Origin of the sequence: Streptomyces sp. WMMB 322, assembly GCF_900090145.1 — a bacterium.
Taxonomy (GTDB): domain Bacteria; phylum Actinomycetota; class Actinomycetes; order Streptomycetales; family Streptomycetaceae; genus Streptomyces.
Map to the genome: position 1 here is coordinate 1 of NZ_FMHI01000006.1, position 17,514 is coordinate 17,514.

21 protein-coding genes are annotated in these 17,514 nt (G+C 68.0%); 12 read left to right on the forward strand and 9 right to left on the reverse strand.

All coding sequences use genetic code 11. The annotated features are described in order from the left end of the window. Both H180DRAFT_RS11750 and H180DRAFT_RS11755 read left to right on the forward strand, forming a co-directional pair. Positions 1-310: transposase (locus tag H180DRAFT_RS11750; RefSeq protein WP_139151381.1), on the forward strand; the 310-nt coding region annotated here is incomplete at its 5' end. A gap of 614 nt (positions 311-924) precedes the next feature. After that, on the forward strand, positions 925-1,863 hold the full coding sequence (locus H180DRAFT_RS11755; protein ID WP_055485990.1) for a GHMP family kinase ATP-binding protein: 939 nt from the start codon (positions 925-927) through the stop codon (positions 1,861-1,863). 33 nt (positions 1,864-1,896) lie between these two features. On the opposite strand, the gene H180DRAFT_RS11760 is transcribed toward H180DRAFT_RS11755, so the two are convergent. From H180DRAFT_RS11760 to H180DRAFT_RS11785, 6 genes are all read right to left on the reverse strand, one after another. Continuing rightward, positions 1,897-2,718, reverse strand: coding sequence for an S-methyl-5'-thioadenosine phosphorylase (locus tag H180DRAFT_RS11760; protein WP_055485991.1), 822 nt, complete (start codon positions 2,716-2,718; stop codon positions 1,897-1,899). Next, positions 2,715-3,497, reverse strand: a complete 783-nt coding sequence (gene mtnC / locus H180DRAFT_RS11765) for an acireductone synthase (RefSeq protein ID WP_055485992.1) — start codon at positions 3,495-3,497, stop codon at positions 2,715-2,717. The genes H180DRAFT_RS11760 and mtnC overlap by 4 nt, the downstream gene beginning before the upstream one ends. Further along, positions 3,494-4,078, reverse strand: coding sequence for a 1,2-dihydroxy-3-keto-5-methylthiopentene dioxygenase (locus tag H180DRAFT_RS11770; protein WP_055485993.1), 585 nt, complete (start codon positions 4,076-4,078; stop codon positions 3,494-3,496). Before H180DRAFT_RS11770 ends, mtnC begins: the two co-directional genes overlap by 4 nt. Before the next feature lie 4 nt (positions 4,079-4,082). Further along, positions 4,083-4,745: a methylthioribulose 1-phosphate dehydratase gene (gene mtnB / locus H180DRAFT_RS30390; protein WP_055485994.1), complete on the reverse strand. Its 663-nt coding sequence runs from the start codon at positions 4,743-4,745 to the stop codon at positions 4,083-4,085. After that, the gene (gene mtnA, locus H180DRAFT_RS30395; RefSeq protein ID WP_254665988.1) at positions 4,742-5,785 is read right to left on the reverse strand and encodes an S-methyl-5-thioribose-1-phosphate isomerase; all 1,044 of its coding nucleotides are present in this window, start codon (positions 5,783-5,785) and stop codon (positions 4,742-4,744) included. The genes mtnB and mtnA overlap by 4 nt, the downstream gene beginning before the upstream one ends. Before the next feature lie 141 nt (positions 5,786-5,926). Then, positions 5,927-6,835: a class I SAM-dependent methyltransferase gene (locus H180DRAFT_RS11785; protein WP_055485996.1), complete on the reverse strand. Its 909-nt coding sequence runs from the start codon at positions 6,833-6,835 to the stop codon at positions 5,927-5,929. A 204-nt stretch (positions 6,836-7,039) separates the two neighbouring features. Between H180DRAFT_RS11785 and H180DRAFT_RS11790 the strand changes: the two genes are divergently transcribed. The 4 genes from H180DRAFT_RS11790 (at position 7,040) to H180DRAFT_RS11805 (ending at position 10,240) form a co-directional block, all read left to right on the forward strand. Further along, positions 7,040-7,813, forward strand: a complete 774-nt coding sequence (locus tag H180DRAFT_RS11790) for a TauD/TfdA family dioxygenase (protein ID WP_079100043.1) — start codon at positions 7,040-7,042, stop codon at positions 7,811-7,813. A gap of 114 nt (positions 7,814-7,927) precedes the next feature. Continuing rightward, on the forward strand, positions 7,928-8,098 hold the full coding sequence (rpmF, locus tag H180DRAFT_RS11795; protein WP_055485997.1) for a 50S ribosomal protein L32: 171 nt from the start codon (positions 7,928-7,930) through the stop codon (positions 8,096-8,098). 6 nt (positions 8,099-8,104) lie between these two features. Then, positions 8,105-9,292 carry a GTP-binding protein gene (locus tag H180DRAFT_RS11800; protein WP_055485998.1) on the forward strand — a complete coding sequence of 396 codons (1,188 nt, stop codon included), beginning with the start codon at positions 8,105-8,107 and terminating at the stop codon, positions 9,290-9,292. A 120-nt stretch (positions 9,293-9,412) separates the two neighbouring features. Beyond that, positions 9,413-10,240 carry a class I SAM-dependent methyltransferase gene (locus tag H180DRAFT_RS11805; protein ID WP_074466754.1) on the forward strand — a complete coding sequence of 276 codons (828 nt, stop codon included), beginning with the start codon at positions 9,413-9,415 and terminating at the stop codon, positions 10,238-10,240. Between the two features lie 19 nt (positions 10,241-10,259). Here the strand turns inward: H180DRAFT_RS11805 and H180DRAFT_RS11810 are convergent, their stop codons facing one another. Next, positions 10,260-11,426: a GTP-binding protein gene (locus tag H180DRAFT_RS11810; RefSeq protein WP_254665989.1), complete on the reverse strand. Its 1,167-nt coding sequence runs from the start codon at positions 11,424-11,426 to the stop codon at positions 10,260-10,262. Between the two features lie 865 nt (positions 11,427-12,291). Between H180DRAFT_RS11810 and H180DRAFT_RS11820 the strand changes: the two genes are divergently transcribed. The 5 genes from H180DRAFT_RS11820 to H180DRAFT_RS11840 all read left to right on the forward strand — a co-directional run bounded on the left by H180DRAFT_RS11820 (position 12,292) and on the right by H180DRAFT_RS11840 (position 16,567). After that, positions 12,292-12,768 carry a Fur family transcriptional regulator gene (locus tag H180DRAFT_RS11820; RefSeq protein WP_079100045.1) on the forward strand — a complete coding sequence of 159 codons (477 nt, stop codon included), beginning with the start codon at positions 12,292-12,294 and terminating at the stop codon, positions 12,766-12,768. Positions 12,769-13,002: 234 nt separating this feature from the next. Beyond that, entirely contained in the window at positions 13,003-14,004 is a 1,002-nt protein-coding gene (locus tag H180DRAFT_RS11825) for an ABC transporter substrate-binding protein (protein ID WP_055486002.1), read from the forward strand. Between the two features lie 157 nt (positions 14,005-14,161). Next, on the forward strand, positions 14,162-15,166 hold the full coding sequence (locus tag H180DRAFT_RS11830) for a FecCD family ABC transporter permease (protein ID WP_254665990.1): 1,005 nt from the start codon (positions 14,162-14,164) through the stop codon (positions 15,164-15,166). After that, entirely contained in the window at positions 15,163-15,954 is a 792-nt protein-coding gene (locus H180DRAFT_RS11835; protein WP_055486003.1) for an ABC transporter ATP-binding protein, read from the forward strand. Before H180DRAFT_RS11830 ends, H180DRAFT_RS11835 begins: the two co-directional genes overlap by 4 nt. Positions 15,955-16,267: 313 nt before the next feature. Beyond that, positions 16,268-16,567 (forward strand): hypothetical protein, encoded by a 300-nt coding sequence (locus H180DRAFT_RS11840; protein WP_055486004.1) that lies wholly within the window; start codon positions 16,268-16,270, stop codon positions 16,565-16,567. A gap of 168 nt (positions 16,568-16,735) precedes the next feature. On the opposite strand, the gene rpsN is transcribed toward H180DRAFT_RS11840, so the two are convergent. Together rpsN and rpmB are read right to left on the reverse strand one after the other, a co-directional pair. Continuing rightward, positions 16,736-17,041 carry a 30S ribosomal protein S14 gene (gene rpsN / locus H180DRAFT_RS11845; protein WP_055486005.1) on the reverse strand — a complete coding sequence of 102 codons (306 nt, stop codon included), beginning with the start codon at positions 17,039-17,041 and terminating at the stop codon, positions 16,736-16,738. Next, positions 17,041-17,277, reverse strand: coding sequence for a 50S ribosomal protein L28 (gene rpmB / locus H180DRAFT_RS11850; protein ID WP_055486006.1), 237 nt, complete (start codon positions 17,275-17,277; stop codon positions 17,041-17,043). Before rpmB ends, rpsN begins: the two co-directional genes overlap by 1 nt. Before the next feature lie 64 nt (positions 17,278-17,341). On the opposite strand from rpmB, the gene rpmG reads away from it, so the two are divergent. Next, positions 17,342-17,506, forward strand: coding sequence for a 50S ribosomal protein L33 (gene rpmG, locus H180DRAFT_RS11855; RefSeq protein WP_055486007.1), 165 nt, complete (start codon positions 17,342-17,344; stop codon positions 17,504-17,506). Positions 17,507-17,514: the final 8 nt, after the last annotated feature.

The window sequence follows — 17,514 nt, forward strand, 5'->3', positions numbered from 1 at the left end:
CGACGCCGGCCATCTGGCCTCTGCGGCCGGACTGGTGCCGGTCCCGCGTGACTCCGGGCGCCGCACCGGCAACCTGCACCGGCCCCAGCGCTACAGCCGCCGCCTGCGCCGGGTGTTCTACATGTCCGCGCAGACCAGCATCATTCGCGAGGGACCGAACCGGGACTTCTACCTCAAGAAGCGCGGAGAGGGCTGCAAACACGTCCAGGCCATCATCGCCCTGGCCCGCCGACGAGCGAGCGTGATGTGGGCGCTGCTGCGTGACGGAAGGGTCTTCACCTCCGCCCCACCGGTCACGCAAGCCGCTTGATTTCGTCATTGAGACTCCTGCTGGGGTTCTTCCTGCGGGTCCCGTCCCCGCCGGCTGCACTGCTCCGTCATGACGCGCGCCTCCCGCAGGAGGTGAACTCCGAGACATCCCGCCGCAGTTCTCGCGGCCCGGAGCGGCGCACGCCCCGATACGGCACGGCTGAATCCGGGCGGCTGCCTCGCGTCAGCGAGCATCAACCAAATGGAAATGATTGTCAAGACCACTATTGGCCACCGCGCACCGCCGGCAGCGCAGCGAGGCCACTCGACCCCGAGGACACCAATGCGCACAGGCAACGCCGGCTTGCCTCATCGCATCCGGATGAGTTAGAACGATTATCAGTTTCATCTCCACCACGACATCCGGCGTGGGCCCTCGATGCCGGCGTCGCAACAGCCGTCAACTGACCTCACGCGTACGCGAGAAGTCCCGTCCCACATGGCCCTTCAGCCGGGTCCCGTATCTGGTGCGGTCCCCTGAACCCTCAGCTGCCTTCACCGTGATGTGACATCGAGTCGGCCGCCGGCAGGTGTCCGGCGGATCTCGGACACACGCACTCGTGCGGTCGCAGAGCTACGGCTACGAGGAGGCGGCGCAGGAAAAGAGAGGAACACGTGAAGCGCTCCCACGACGTGACACCGCGACAGGGGCTGACGGGCACTGGCACGGCCTTCGGCACCTTCGGCGAACTTCTTCAGGGTGTACTGCCGGGGGATGGCGGCGACTTCCTCGTGACCCTGCCGGTCGCCAGGTGGAGCATGGCGACATTCCGTCAGGACCCGGGGGCAGACGGAATCACCGTCCGGCCCGTGCACAAGAAGAAAGCACTGCAGTTGGCGCACTTGATCGCCGAAGAGGAGCGCCGCCCCGTCGGCGGCGTACTGACCGTCAGCAGTGTGATCCCCGAGGGCAAGGGGCTGGCCAGTTCATCGGCGGACCTCGTCGCCACGGCCCGAGCCGTGGCGAAGACCCTCAGCACGCCGATGCCGCCCGGCCGGATCGAGCGATTGCTGGCCCGGATCGAACCGACGGACGGCGTGCTCTACCCAGGGATCGTCGCGTTCCACCACCGGGAGGTGCGGCTGCGCGCGGTCCTCGGATCCCTCCCGGCGATGACCGTGGTGGGGATCGACGAGGGCGGCGCCGTGGACACCGTCGCCTACAACCGCATACCCAAGTCCTACTCCACAGCGCAGGGTTACGAGTACGCCCGACTGCTGGACAGGCTCGCTGACGCCATCCCGCGTCACGATCTGGCGGAAGTGGGCAGGGTCGCGACCCGGAGTGCGCTGATGAACCAGCCGCTGCGGTACAAGCGGTCGCTGGAGCCGATGCGGGAGATCTGCCGTGAGGTGGGCGGTCTCGGTGTGGCCGTGGGGCACAGCGGCACGACTCTCGGAGTACTCCTGGACTCCCGGGATCCCTCATGTACGCGCAGGGCCATGGAGGCGGCCCGGGCGTGCGCGGAACTGGCTGACGGTGTCGCCGTCTACCGCACGCTCAGCTTCTCCGGCGTGCGAGCCCCCACCGCCGAACCCCTGCTCACGGTCTGAGGAAAAGGGCCGGGTTGGGAGCGTCGCATCGTTTCAGGGCAGTTCGAAGGGCAGTGTCATCCCCTGCGTCGCCCGTGCGCACGGCAGTTCCTGGACACTCTCGGGCAGGAGCTCCACGGCCTGGAGGACGATGCGGCGCAGTCGTTCGACGTTCTGGGCGAACAGCGCGAAGACATCCTCCTGGGCGACGCCGTCCTCGGGGCCGATACCGGCATCCAAGTCGGTCACCAGGGCCAACGACGCGTAGCACATATCCAGTTCACGAGCGAGCACGGCCTCAGGGTGACCGGTCATATTCACCAGCGACCAGCCCTGCGAAGCGAACCACCGGGACTCGGCGCGGGTGGAGAACCTCGGCCCCTCGACGACGACCATCGTCCCGCCGTCGACGGCTTCGCCGCCCATGACGGCAGCTGCCTTGAGGAGCGCCGAGCGTCCCGGCTCGTAGTAGGGGTCGGCGAACGAGACGTGCACGGCACCCTCGTCGTAGAAGGTCTGGACGCGGCCGCTCGTACGGTCCACGAGCTGGTCCGGCACCACGACCGTGCCCGGCCCCAGATCGCGGCGCAGTGACCCGGCGGCACAGGGGGCGAGTATCTGGCGGACGCCCACGGAGCGCAGTGCCCACATGTTCGCCCGATAGTTGATCTTGTGGGCGGGGAAACGGTGCCCCCGGCCGTGTCGCGGCAGGAACGCCACGCGACGTCCCCCGGCCGTCCCCACGGTGACCGCATCGGCCGGTTCACCGAACGGGGTGTCGACCCGGAGCTCTTCGGCCTCGGAGAGCAACTCGTAGAATCCGCTGCCGCCGATCACCCCTACGTCGGCCGCAGGGAGTCGGGGGTCGTCTGTCATCGCGGCCTCTCTGCAGGGGAGTTGGGGACGTCCGCTGTCCGGCGGACGGTTTCCGTGGTCCGGGAGCCGCTCAGCAACCGGAGCTCGTCCAGCGAGGAGACGACGACCCGGTGGCCGTCCACTTGGGCTCCGCGGGGGTCACCGGGGCGCCGTACGGCCACCGTCTGCCAGCCGGCCGTCGCTGCGGCATCCAGCTCGCGGCACTCGTCGCTGAGGAAGAGGATTTCGCCCGGCGGTGTGCGAACGGCCTCGGCGATGTTCCGGTAGGACTCGGCGTTGTGCTTGTTCCCTGCGTCGAGGAGGTCGAAGTGGTCGCACACGAGGCCGCTGAGGTCGCCGTGATTGCTGTGCGCGAACCAGTCGCGCTGGGCCGCGCGCGAGCCCGAGGAATAGATGAAGCAGTCAATGCCGGCGTGCCTCCAGAGGGCGAGCGCTGATGGCACGTCGTCGTAGACGTGGCCCGCCAGTTCGCCGCGTGCGTAGCCGTCGGCCCAGATCAGGCCCTGGGCCCTCTTCAGCGGTGGAGCCTTCAGGTCCTGGTCGGACCAGCGCTCCAGGGCCGTCACGGCCTCCTCCTCCCCGAGCGCGGCGTCGCCGGTGAAGTCCCGTATCTCTCGCAGGAGTTCCGCGTGGGCGCGCTCGCCGCGATGCGCCGCCAGCCAATCGGCGAAGCGCTTCCTGGCGTACGGGAAGAGCACGTCGTGCACGTGGGAGGCCGAGCCCGTGGTCCCCTCGATGTCGAGGACCACGGCCCGCACCGGCGTCGTCTCCGCCGTCATCGTGCCGCCCCGGCCTTGAGAAGAGCGTCGAGGCGGGGGAAGCGCTGTCCGATCGGGTCGCCGGTGAAGTCGCCCACCCATCCGTCGGCCTTCTCGAAGAAGCGGATCGCGGTGAATTCGGGGCGCGGTCCCATGTCGAACCAGTGGCGTGTGCCGGCAGGTACGGAGAGAAGATCGCCCGCCGTGCACACGGTCGCGTAGACGCGTTCGCCGATGTGGAGGTAGAAGCAGCCGGTTCCGTGCGCGAAGAAGCGCACCTCGTCCTCGCCGTGCCTGTGCTCCTCGAGAAAGGCCGAACGAGCCTTGGCTGCCTGCGCCTTCCACTCCTCGGTGTCCTCGGGGTGCAGTTGGGCGACGTCGACGAGGCCGAGCCCTTCGTGCGCGCACAACTCGTCCACCTCGGTCCGGTAGCGGGAGAGGACTTGTTCCTGGCTTGTGCCAGGGGTGACGGTGCCGCGCACGGGCCACCGGCGCAGCGTCACGGAGGAATCGCCCAGCGCTTCGGTGATCCGCTCGTGGTCCTCGGTGCGCAGCAGCACGTTTTCCGGGTCGTCCTCGGGCATGACTTGCAGCAGTGTCATGAGATCACTCCCTCTTCCATGGTTCTGCGAAATCGGTTCTCGTGAGGAGGAGCAGTTGGCAGATCGACTCCAGGCACTCCAGACGGTTTCGGGCCTGCCGGAGGTCGTCCCCCCATGTGGTGATGCCGTGATCGGTGATGAGGAGGCCGGGCGGTGCGTCGGCGGTGGCGCCCAGGTGACCGGCGACGTCCGCCGCGATCCGGGGCACCTCCCGCCAGTTGGGGAAGACGGGGAGATCACAGGCGGCGGGGTGTTTCAGGCCGAGGCCCTTGAGCAGTTCGAAGCCGGTGAGGGGCAATGTCCGGGTCCGCGCCGGGTCACCCGCGCGGCAGGCGACAGCGGTGGCGTAAGGCGAGTGGACGTGCACGACGGCCCGTGCCCGGGTGGTGCGGTAGACCGCCGCGTGGATGGTGGTCTCCGCCGAAGCCCGTGGCAGGCCGGGACTCAGCTGCCCGCCCGTGCCGGTGTCCACGAGTGCCATGTCGTGCCGCGTGAGGGTGCCCTTGTCCCGGCCGCTGCCGGTGATCACGGCATGCCCGTCCGGCAGCCGTACGGAGAGGTTGCCGGCCGTGCCCGGCATCCACCCGCGTTCATACAACTGCCGTGAGAGCGCGGCGAGTTCGTCTGCGACCTCCGTCTGTTGCCCGTGGGCGAGGCCGCCGCTCACGGTGCCACCGGGCTCGTCAGGTCGGCTTGACTGGATCGGGGCCGGAAGATGCGGTGTTCGGAGACGACGGCCGTGACCAGTTCAGCCGGGGTGACGTCGAAGGCCGGATTGTGGACCGCGGCGCGGGCGGGCGCGACGCCAATGCCTGCCAGCGATGTCACCTCGGTCGCGTCACGTTCCTCGATCACGATCTGCGAGCCGTCGGCCAGCTCCTCGTCCCACGTGGACCGCGGCGCGACCACCACGAAAGGAATGCCGTGGTGTGCCGCGGACACGGCCAGTCCGTAGGTACCGATCTTGTTGGCGACGTCGCCGTTCGCCGCGATGCGGTCCGCGCCCACCAGAACGCAGTCCACCATCCCCCGCGCCATGGCCGCGGCTGCCGCGGAGTCGACGCACAGCCGGTAGGGAACATCGGCCTCGCCGAGCTCCCATGCAGTGAGCCGGGCGCCCTGCAGCAACGGTCGGGTCTCGCCGACCAGCACTTCGCTGACCCGGCCGCGTCCGTGCAGGGCCACGATCGCACCGAGGGCTGTGCCGACAGCGGCAGTGGCAAGTCGCCCTGTGTTGCAGTGCGTGAGAAGACGCAGGGGCCCGTGGGGTATCAGCGACTCCACGAAATCGGCACCCCGTTGCGCCGTGGCCGCGTTAGCTGCCGCGTCCTCATCCAGCATGGCAAGGGCCTCTGCCAGTACGGCGCCGGGCCCGTCGTCGAGACGCGCCGCGGCCCTGCGTACGCCCCAGGCCAGATTGACGGCCGTGGGGCGAACCGCGCTCAGGCGTGCGGCATCGGCCCGGACGGCCGCGTCGTCGACAATTCCCCCGGCAGAGTTCCGGTGGGCGGACAGCGCCACGCCGAGGGCTGCCGCCAGCCCGATGGCCGGGGCACCGCGGATCGCCAACGTCCCGATGGCTTCCAGGAGTTGGTCGACTGTGCTCAGGCGGAGCAGGCAGTGTTCATGCGGCAGTACCCGCTGGTCGACGGCGAGGATGCTTCCGTCCTCCCAGCCCAGGGAGTGGTCCAGTTGAGGTGATTGCACCAGGTCACACCCCGTCATATCGCCACGGCCGGCGGGTGGGCCGGAACCGGGGCTGTGCTCGTGCGGCGGGGCAGGTCGTGCGCGTACTGGCAGACGGGCAGAAGGCGGAACATGGATCTCCTGTACGTGAACCGGTGGGTGTCAGAGAGGCGATGGTGGGCGAGTGGCATCACCGGGACGCGTCCTGCCGGGCCTTGGGCCGGCATCTTCGGCGCGTGGGGTGGATGTGACGCGGCACAACGTGCCGGTGCCGATGAGGACGGTGACGTCGAAGGTGTCCCTCCGTCCGGCGAGCAGCACCTGAGCGAACCGCCGCCGCACGCATGCCGTCGTCGCCGGAGACAGCCCATCGAGAACCGCCTTCAGGCGTGTCCTGAGCAGTAGCGGCCAGAGCAGATCCGGGTCGGCGGGCAAGGTCAGACGATGAGTGCGGATGTCGGGGAAGGACAGCGAGCGCTCGGCCAGCCAGTCCCTCAACGAGGCGGGCGTTCCAGTGGGGCTGTCCACTGCTGTCGACCACGAGGCCGAACCGGGAACCGCCTCCACCAGGCTGATTGCCTGCAGGAGCGTTTCAGCGAGCGGTTCGAGCGCCGTCTCGGCCCAGACGCTCACCGTCAGCCGCCCGCCGGGGCGCATCAGCTGGAGCAGCCGCTCCCTCGCGGAGGCCGGATCACGGAAGGCGTCCGTGCCTCCTGCGCAGAGGATGGAGTCGTAGCCACCTCTCCGCGGGGGCCACGTAAGGACATCGCCCTGCACGAAGTCCACGTTGCTCAGCCTGCGGGCGGCGGCCTCGCCGCGTGCCCGGATGATGAGAGGGCCTGAGGGGTCGACAGCATCGACCGTGCCCACCGGACCCGTACGCTCGGCGGCGGCCAGGGCGGTGGCTCCCGACCCGCAGCGCAGGGCGAGGACGTGTGCTCCCATGCGCAGTTGCGCCGCGTCCGCGGTAGCCGCGCCGACCGGCGTCCAGAAGAGCTCGCGCAGCCGTTCGTCACCTGCTGTCTCGCAGCCCACTGGCTCAGGCGCCAGTTCGTGCGTCTCCGTCTTCATGCCCGTCCTCCCAATCGAGCGACGAACCGGAAGCATATATGAAAATGAAAATCAATCCAAGGTCGGCTGTTCATAGGTACTGTTGCGACGGCGGCCGACTGGACCGACCAGGCCACCTGAGGTCGGTGGGGACGGCTCCGCCCGCGGATCTGCGGACCCACGGACGGCGAAGACCCGGTACTGCTTGAAGGGATACGAACAGCAATGCAGGAGATGCTCGCGGCCCCGGCCGATGCCGGACTGGTCCCCGAACGGCTCGACATGGGGTGCGCCGACGCAGTCTCGAGCTGCCTCGCGCGGGACGGCGCCGTCGTCCTGACCGGACAGGCTCCGTCTGCGCGGACCCTCACCGTCGCCGCAGCCTTCGCCCTCGGCGAGCAGCTGCGGCAGCTCTTCCCGCAGCGCCAGCGGTCCTCGTCCGAAGGTTCCCCGGTGCACCTGCACGCGGACAGCTTCGACGTCGTGGTGGACGTGGCCGGGGTGCCCACGAGGCGGCGCCACCCCGATGAGGACTTCGCCCTCGTGCAGCTCACTCGGCCGCCGCTGTCAGGGGGAGAGTCGTTCGTGGCCGACGCTTACCGCTTCGTGGACACTCTGCGAACCGCGGATCCGGAGCTGTGGGAGTTCCTGACGGTGACCGACGTCGACTTCTACGGAGCCTGGGCCGGCTTGCGGGGCCTGCCCTCAACTCCGCGCGCGGGCAGGCATGTCGAGTACACCCGAGGGGGACGTCGGATCGTGCGCCGCAGCGACGGTGCCGTACCCCTGCACCGGGATCCGGACGAGGAGCACATCAAGGTCATGCTGACCCGCTTCGAGGAGAAGGTCCGCGCACTGGAGAGCACGCTCCCCCGGTTCTCACTCGAGGAGGGGGACATCCTCATCCTCGACAACTACCGCTGCTGGCACGGCAGGGACGCACACGCAGGCGACCGCACGACCCGCATCCTCACCCTGCTCAGCGCCGAGGCACGCTGACCCGCGCGGCGGCCCCCTCTCCCCGCAAGCTGCGATTCCCCCCGAACAGACATTGCTAATGGAACCCATTTTCATCTAGTCTGCGGGGGCACGCACTCGTCACGGAGGTGCCCCATGGCCGTCCCCAAGCGCAAGATGTCCCGCAGCAACACCCGCCACCGCCGCGCTCAGTGGAAGGCCACGACGCCGCAGCTCGTGCCGGTCACGATCGACGGAACCACGTACCAGGTACCGCAGCGGCTGGTGCGGGCGTACCAGCGCGGGCTGCTGAAGCCCGGGGACTGAACCGGCATGGCAGGCACGGCACATGAGCGGCTGCCCGTCACGGTGCTCTCGGGTTTCCTCGGCGCCGGCAAGACCACGCTGCTCAACCATGTCCTGGGCAACCGCGAAGGACTGCGCGTCGCGGTCATCGTCAACGACATGAGCGAGGTCAACATCGACGCCGCGCTCGTGCGCGGCGGTGAGGCGGCCCTGTCGCGCACCGAAGAGCGTCTGGTCGAGATGACCAACGGCTGCATCTGCTGCACATTGCGCGACGATCTCCTCGAAGAGGTCGACCGGCTGGCTCGTGAGGGACGCTTCGACCATCTGCTCATCGAGTCCAGCGGGATCTCCGAACCGATGCCGGTGGCGGCCACGTTCGCCTTTCCCCGCGACGACGGTGCCGTCCTCGGGGACATCGCACGCCTCGACACCATGGTCACGGTCGTCGACGCCGCGAACTTCCTGCCGGAGCTGACGGGCGGGGACGGCCTGGCCGAGCGCGGCCTCGACCAGTATGAGAACGACGAGCGCACCGTCAGTGACCTGTTGATGGACCAGATCGAGTTCGCCGACGTCATCGTGCTAAACAAGCTCGACCTGGTGGACGACGGTACAGCCGCCCGCCTCCGGGCAGCCCTCACGCGGCTCAACCCCTCAGCCCGGATCCTGCCCGTCTCTCTTGGCCGCGTGAATCTCGAGGACGTGCTGGGCACCGGACTGTTCGACCTGGAACGTGCCCAGCAGGCTCCCGGCTGGGTCATGGAGCTCAACGGCGACCATGTTCCCGAGACCGAGGAGTACGGAATCTCCTCGACCGTCTTCCGCTCCGAAGTGCCGTTCCACCCGAGCCGGTTGTGGGAGTTCGTGACGGAACAGCTCGATGACGGCTCGTTCGGCCGGATCCTGCGGTCCAAGGGGTTCTTCCGGCTGGCAAGCCGCCCCCGAGTGACCGGTCTGTGGTCGCAGGCCGGCGCCGTGGCCCGGTTCGAACCCTCCGGCACCCACGATCCCGGCTCCCCTCAGGGGCAGGAACTGGTCTTCATCGGCACCGACTTGCGCCCCGCGGCACTGCACGAAGCCTTGTCCGGCTGCCTCATGACAAGCCACGAGAGCGTCCCGTCCGTCGACCCCTTCCCGGAGTGGGACACCTTCGGCATCGACGACGACTGCGAACACGACCACCCGGAGCAGGTTTCTGCCGTGCACAGGTGAAGTCGCCGGGCTGGACAGTGGCCGTGGGGGCCCTCCTGTCCAGCCCGGTCTCCACCGGACCGGAGGCTCCGGCTGAGTTCCCGTCACCCGGTGCGCTTGATGCGAGAGAAGGAGAACCCCGTGACGAAGCACAGTGTGCGGTTGGGGACGGTTCAAGAGACTCTGCTGATCCCGCTGTACGGCCGGGCGGTGGAGAATCGCAAGGCAGAGGCCATCGTGCGGGACCCGCGAGCGGAGGAGATCGTCGCCGCGATCGACTACGACTTCTCACGCTTCGATGACCTGCCGAGCCTCACCGGCGCGGTACTGCGCACCGCCTTGTTCGACCGGTGGGTGACGGACTTCCTCACCGCAAACCCCTCGGGAACGGTGGTGGAACTCGGCTCCGGCCTCAACACGCGTCACGAACGCGTCGACAGCACGCAGGCCCGCTGGTTCGACCTCGATCTGCCCGATGTGATCGCTCTGCGGCAGAACTTCTTCACCGACACCGCGCAGCGGACGACGATCTCAGCGTCAGTGACGGACGAGTCGTGGCCCGCCACGGTGGAAGAGGACGCGGAGGGCCCGTACATCTTCTGCGCCGAAGCCGTGCTGCCGTTCCTGGAGGAGACGCACGTCCACCACGTCCTCGGCATGATCGCGGATCGCTTCCCGGGCTCCCTGCTGGCCCTGGACACCGCCGGCCCGGGGGTCGTCGGCACGCAGGACACCCACGATGCTCTGAGCAAGGTCGAGGCCCGCATGCAGTGGTCCTGCACAGGGCCGGCCGAGCTCGCGGCGTGGAAGCCGGGCACGGACGTGCTCGCCTCGCACACGCTCAGCAGCCTGCCACCCCGGATGTACGAGCAACTGCCGGTCATCTACCAGGACATGCTCAGCCGCCTCGCTGAACAGGGCCTCCCCCAAGTCGAGGAATACCGGCTCAACCTCGTCCGGCTGCCGTAGTCGAGCGTGTGGGTGCGGGTCATGTGGGATCAGTGCCCCCGAGGAGCGGGTCCGGGACAGACGCCCAGAACTCCCTTCCCTGGGCCAGTTCTTCGTCGGTGAGCAGGACGGCGTCCAGCACCGCCTGGATCCGTCGCTCATCGAGATCGACGCCCGTGAAGGCGATCTCGTTGCGTCGCTCACCGTAGTAGTCGTGCCAGAACCATGAGGCGAGCGCACGCCGTTGCGGCGGGGCAGCCTCCCATGCACGGTCATCCTCCGCCTCCAGCCAGCCTCCCGCCTCTCTCAACTCCAGGTGGGCGCCTGCCGAGTGCCAGGTCACGACGGCGTCGGGGCGGCTGGAGAGCCACAGATGGCCGCGGCTCCGTACAACGCCGGACATGACGTCGGCCAGCGCATCGGCCAGCCTTCCGGCATGTACGGGGCGGCGGGTTCGCCACAGTACGGTCCGCACCCCGTTCTCGACGCCACGGTGCGCACTCGGCACGGTCACGGGATCCAGGCGGGCGCGCCGCTCATCGACGGCTCCGGGTGGCAAGCGGCATACGAGCGCCGGGCGGGACTGTGTCCCTGGTGTGCCTGCCCGGGCGAACGGCATTTGAAGGGCTCGCGTGTTGAGATGCCGGGTCAGCGAGGCGACGCCTGCGGTCCTGGGGCCGTCACTCCCGTCCGATGTGGAGGACACGATCAGGATGTCGGCTGCCTCGACCTGACGGGCCGCGGCTTCGGCGATCGTCAGAGGGTCGCCGTGCTCCGGCCCCTTCCACAGACGTACGGCGCGGTGGATACAGCTCATCTCCGCCAGGGACGAGGCGGGGTCGATCCCCACTACGACAGGCCCCGGGGCGAAGTGGTCCGCCAACGAGCTGCTGCCGACCGGAGCACCCCACAGTTCCACCACGAAGGGCAGAACATCGAGGTCCTCCGGAAGAGCAAGGACGATGTGGGGACATCGGGCGGCGTGACGGATGGAGAGAAGAGCCTGGCGGAGGATCACCACCGGGTCGCCTGTTGCTGCGAGGGAAGCTGTCTCCCGCAGGGTCGGGTCCACGCCGGAGAGAAGACGCTGTACCACCGGATACTTCGCGTCCCGGTTCTGGATGGAGACCGCCAGGACGGCGGCGTCCGGGGACGCGCTCAGCAACTCGTCGACGACGGCGCCCCGCACGGCAGGGCTGTTCCCCACCGCCACAGTCAGCAGACACTTGGACACGGTTCAGGCGCCCGTCAGTTGAGGTGGGCGCTGCGATGCGGCGACGGGCCGGCCCGAAGGATGCCTGGCAAGGTGTCATCGTCCGGCATCCCGGTCAGCAACCACGCGACCACCGCCTCCGCATCCGCCTCGGTGCGAATCGGCCCCAGCCGCGTCACCACACCTCTCGGCTCGCGGTCCTCCGAGCACGGCTGAACGGCGGCGTGCAGCCCGCGTGAACTGCGGCAGCGCAGCAGACCTCTCAGACAGCGAGCGGCAACCATCACCCTGTGAGGACAGCGGCTGACTCCCTGACGCAGCCGGTTCACCACCTGCTCATCAGCGGAGTCTCGGCAGTCGGTGCAAGCGACGAGTGTGAAAGGGCGATTCCTCGGGGCGGGTGCCGGACCGTTCATGGATCAGCCTCGCGATCTTGACGGAAGTGTTCACCGTTCGGACGGCATGCCGCACCGGCCCGCATGACCCAGGACTGGGCACGGGTGGCGCCGGTGCATCCGTTTCCGCGACCGAGCGGAGTTCGTCCGACGGACGTTGTCCGTCGGGTCCACGGGCGTTATTCTACAGAAACGACATCCATTTTCATTAGGGGGTCCGCGCTATGGCAGCCACCTACACCTGTCGGGCGTCCGCAGGCCCAGTTGGAGACGTCCGCCCCGCAGGGAGGCTGGGCACCGGCCGGCCACGCTTTGACGGTGGGGGGCGACTCCATCGCTGACAGCGCGACCCGGGACCACTGCGCACAGGACTCGACATCCTCCTGGCCACGCAGTGATTACCCGCCGGCTTCCTCGCTGACGTCCGTCCCCACCACCTCGACACGAGGAGGGCTGCGTCCACCGTGAGTGAGACCCGCGACAAGACTCCGCTCGGTGCCCGGCGCACCCGGCAGCGTCTCGACATCCTTCAACACCTCTCGTCCTCCCCGGACTTCATCTCCGCCCAGGGACTGCATGCGCGCCTCGCGCAGGCGGGGACGCTTGTGGGACTGAGCACCGTGTACCGCGCCCTCAGGGACCTGGAGAGAACAGAGCAGGTCGATGTCGTACGGAACGAAGCCTCCGGTGAGCGCCTCTACAGGAAGCGCTCGACCGAAGAGCATCAGCACTATGTGATCTGCCGCCTGTGCGGACGCAGCGAAGCCGTCGACGCGGCCATCGTCGAACAATGGGCCTCTCACCTCGACCAGCTCACCGGCTTCTCCAACGTGACGCACACACTGGAACTCAGCGGTGAATGCATGGACTGTGACCTCGAAGGCACGGCCGCCCAGCGCCCGGTTGGCGCTTACGCGGGGCAGCCTGCCGGCGGCCGCTGAACGTCTGGAGCCAGAAGCGCACACAGGCGCAAGCCCTTCGCGCCGCTCCGCCGCCCCCACGCCGGAGAAGGCAGGGGTTCCCCCTCGCCCGTCCCAAGTCCTGCCCGACGACGATGGATCGCACCGCAAGGCACCCGATCTGCAAGGGACTTGGCAGGGTGTAACGACAATCGTTGTCACGTTACAGTTGCGTTCACGACCCAGTTGCAACAGAGCTGCAATAGATGGAGGACCATGTCCAAGGGCATACGCATCACGATCGTGCTGGCACTTGCCCTGGGTGCGACGGCGTGTTCCAGCGCGCCACACCCCTCATCCGGCAAGAAGAAGTCGGGCACGGTCGTACGTAGCTGCGGGCAGTCACTTTCGGTGCCCGAAGCGCCCAGCCGGGCCGTCACCCTCGACCAGTCCTCGACCGAGACCTTGCTCGCACTCGGCGTGGCGGACCGTATGGCTGGGACCTCGTATCTGAAGACGAGCATCGCGCCCCGGTACCGGGCCGACTACAAGAAAGTGCCGGTGCTCAGCCCCAAGACCCTCACCAGCGAGCAGCTCCGAGCAGCCAATCCCGATCTGGCAGTTGCTTCCTTCGCCGAGCTCTACGGCAAGGACCGGGTCGGCACGCGCGAGGAGTTGAAGGACGCGGGCCTTCCCTCGTACGTGAGTGCCGTGGACTGTCCCCGGCACAACAAGCCGGGCATGACACCCTTCGATCTTCTCTTCAAGGACTACGAGAACCTCGGGCGCATGTTCCGGACGGAGCATCGCGCTCAAGAGCTGATCGACAGGCAGAAGAAGGAAGTTCAACAGGCAGCGTCCGTCCGGAAAAACGTGAAGGACAAGCCATCCGTCGTATGGATCTACTCGGTGTTCGACGGTGCCCCGTACGTTGCGGGCAAGGGCGGATTGCCGAGCGAGATGAGCAGGCTCGTGGGCGCGAAGAACGCATTCGACGACGTCAACGAGCAGTGGCCCGAGGTGTCGTGGGAAGCAGTTGCCGACCGTGACCCGGACCTGATCGTGCTCGGCGACATCCCCGAACTGGGGCAGCCGGGCGACAGCGCAGGCGACAAGCTGCGCATGCTGCGCGAGGACCCTTTGACATCGAAGCTCTCAGCGGTACGGAAGAAGCGGATACTCACCGTGCCGGGCATCGAAATGGATCCGTCGGTACGCAGCACCCATACCCTCGGCCTGCTCGCGGACGAAATGAAGGACCGCGGGTATGCCCGCTGACCCTGTTGATCAGGGACAAGCCGCAGCGGATCCCGCAGCCGCGCGGGAGGCCGCGCACATCACGGCATCGCTGCTCCACCCGTCCCACCGCGACGCTCCAGTCCCGGACGGGACGTACCACGACCATCGGCCCCGACGGGCGGAGGTCGGTCTCGGGGTGCTCCGGCCTGCACTCTTCCTCGGCGGCATCGCTCTCCTCGTGATTTCGATGGCGATCTCCGTACGCATCGGCATCAGCGACATCGGATATGCAGACCTCGGCAGGGTGCTGGGAAGCCGGCTCGGGCTGGCTGTCGAACCGCTGCCGGCGCTCGTCGACTCCCTTATCTGGGATCTGCGCATACCCCGCGTCCTTCTGGCGGCTTTCGTGGGCGCGACTCTGGCGTGCTGCGGAGCGGTCCTCCAAGCCGTGACCGGCAACGCCCTGGCCGACCCCTATCTGCTGGGCGTCTCCTCGGGGGCCTCCAGCGGCGCGGTAGCGGTCATCGTTCTGGGCATCGGAGCCGGTTCGCTCGGCGTGACGGGCGGAGCCTTCACCGGCGCACTCGCATCGTTCGGCGTGCTGATGCTTCTGCTGCGCCGCAGCGGCCTGGACTCCGTGCGGATTCTGCTGACGGGCGTCGCCGTGGGGCAGTTGTTCATGGCGCTCACCTCGCTGATCGTCATGGCCTCCGGTGACGCGGAGACGACACGGGCGGTGGCCCGCTGGCTCCTCGGCTCGATGGCGTCCGCCCGGTGGGACGGCGTGGCGATCAGCGCAATCGTCACAACGGCCGGGCTGTTCGTCCTGTGGTCGTGTTCCACCGCACTGGACGGCTTCGCCTTCGGTCAGGACACCGCGGCATCGCTCGGCATCAACGTACGGACGATGCAGAACGTGCTGCTCGTGGCGACCGCGCTGCTCACGGCGGTGGCCGTCGCGTTCGTGGGTGCGATCGGGTTCGTGGGGCTCATCGTCCCGCACTGCGTGCGGTTCCTCGTCGGGCCGCTGCACCGGTCCCTGCTGCCGTTCTCGGCGCTCGGGGGTGCGGTGTTCCTCGTGGCCACGGACGCGGTGGCACGGGTCGCATTCGCGCCCCAGGAGGTACCGGTCGGCGTCTTCACGGCGCTCATCGGCGCCCCGGTCTTCGCTGTCATCCTCCGTAAGCGGGGAGGACTATGAGGATCGACGTCGCACAGGTCGGCTGGACGGTCCGGAACAAGACCATCATCGAGGGCGTCGACGTCACGGTCGCGCCCGGGGAGACGGTCGGGCTCATCGGCCCCAACGGCTCCGGGAAGTCGTCGCTGTTGCGATGCGCCGCGGGGCTGCTCAAGCCGACACACGGTGCGGTCCGCTACGACGGGCACGACATCCGGGCATTCGGCCCTCGCAGGATCGCCCAGCACATCGCCTTCGTCGCGCAGACCTCCCACACCGCGGGCGAACTGCGGGTCGCGGACGTGGTCGCTCTGGGACGCACTCCCTTCCGCGACCGCTGGCGTGGCCTCAGCTCCACGGACCACCTCATAGTCGACGCCGCCCTCGCACGCATGGGCCTGACCGGTCTCGCCACCCGTACGTGGCGGACGCTTTCCGGCGGAGAGCAACAGCGAACCCACGTCGCGCGGGCGCTGGCCCAGCAGCCCTGGGGAATTCTGCTGGACGAACCGCTCAACCACCTTGATATCAGGTACCAGTTGGAACTGATGGAGATGCTGGCCGCCACCGACCAGACCGTTCTGGTCGCCGTCCACGACCTGGCCCTCGCTGCCAGATTCTGCGACAGGCTCGTCATGCTGGACCACGGCAGGGTCACTTCGGCGGGAATACCGCACGACGTACTCACGGCCGAGAATCTGCGGAACGTCTTCGGAACCGACACGGAAGTGACCCGCGACAGCCGGGGACGACTCACCATCAGCCACCGAGGTGTCGCACCCGGGCCCGAATCTCCTTCTCCCGGCTGACCTGCGCAAAGCGTCGGCCTCCGTGCGTACCCATCTCGGCGCGACTGCGCCCCCTCGCGAGGTGGGTTAACGGCGCACCCGGTCGTCGATGAGTGGGCGGGAGAATTCCACGTCTTATCCGGCTGGGTACCGGGAGCGGAAGGTGATTTCGATACTCACTGTCGAGTTTTCGACACGTTTGCAAATTGTTGTTTCCGGACCAGCAGCGTGGCACGCTTCAGTGAAATCCCCTAGCGGGATTCGCCCTCTTCCCGCCAGCCCAATCAAGCTGGCTTGACCTCAACGTCGGGAAAACCGACGGGAGTTGAGAAGAATGACAACAACCCAGCATCGTATCCACGACAGTCACAGCCACATGCACGGCGAAGGATGCGGACACGTCGCCGTGCCGCACGGCGACCACGTGGACTACGCACACGACGGCCACCTGCACCGCCATCACGATGATCACACCGACGAATGCGAGACGCAGGAGCACCGGGAACACCCCGGCCATGACCACATGCACGGCGAGGGATGCGGACACGTTGCCGTGCCGCACGGCGACCACGTGGACTACGTGCACGAGGGTCACCGGCACGCCGAACACCAGGGCCACTGGGACGACCACTGACATCGGGACCCACTCGTCCGAGAGTCGGCGATTCACGCTTCGACTGGACGAAACCCGGAAGCGGGGCTCACCGAAGCCGTAGTACTGGTCCGGTGAGCCCCGCTTCCGGTCTGGATCAGGCGCACGAAATGGATGTCACCGGCGGAAGGTAATGGCGACGGCGCAGGGTCACCAGGAGGACTTGGTCACTCCTGGCAGGTATCCCTGGTGCGCGAGCTGGCGCACGCGTACGCGTGAGAGCCCGAAGGTCCGCAGATGACCGCGCGGCCGTCCGTCGACCGCGTCACGGTTACGAACCCGAGTGGCACTGGCGTCGCGGGGCTGACGGCGCAGCTCGCGCAGCGCGGCTTCCTTCTCCCTCTCCGTGGAGGAGGGACGGCGCAGTATCTCCTTCAACTCGGCCCGGCGGGCCGCGTACCGCTCCACCACGGCCTTTCGCTTCTCGTTCTTGGCGATCTTGCTCTTCTTCGCCATCAGACCTTCCCTCCTCGGGCGCGGATCCTCGCGACGGCCTTTTCGATGCCAATCGCGTCGAGCGTCTTGATCCCCTTCGCGCTGAGGGTGAGCCGCACATGGCGGCCTTCGCTCGGCAGCCAGTAGCGCCTGCGCTGGATGTTCGGGTTGAAGCGCCGGCGGGAGCGGCGGTGCGAGTGGGAGACGGTGTTGCCGAACCGGGGCTCGGCGCCTGTCAGTTGGCAGCGGGCGGACAAGCGGTGACCTGCCTCTCATGGTCAGTAGTTTTGTTAATGGAAATCATTTCCATATACTACACGCATGCCAAGGAACGACCTACGCCCGATCGTCAAGCTCCGGTCCACCGCCGGCACCGGCTACACCTACGTGACCCGCAAGAACCGCCGGAACGACCCCGATCGCCTGACCCTGCGCAAGTACGACCCCATAGCCCGTCGGCACGTCGACTTCCGCGAGACCCGCTGACCCGCCAA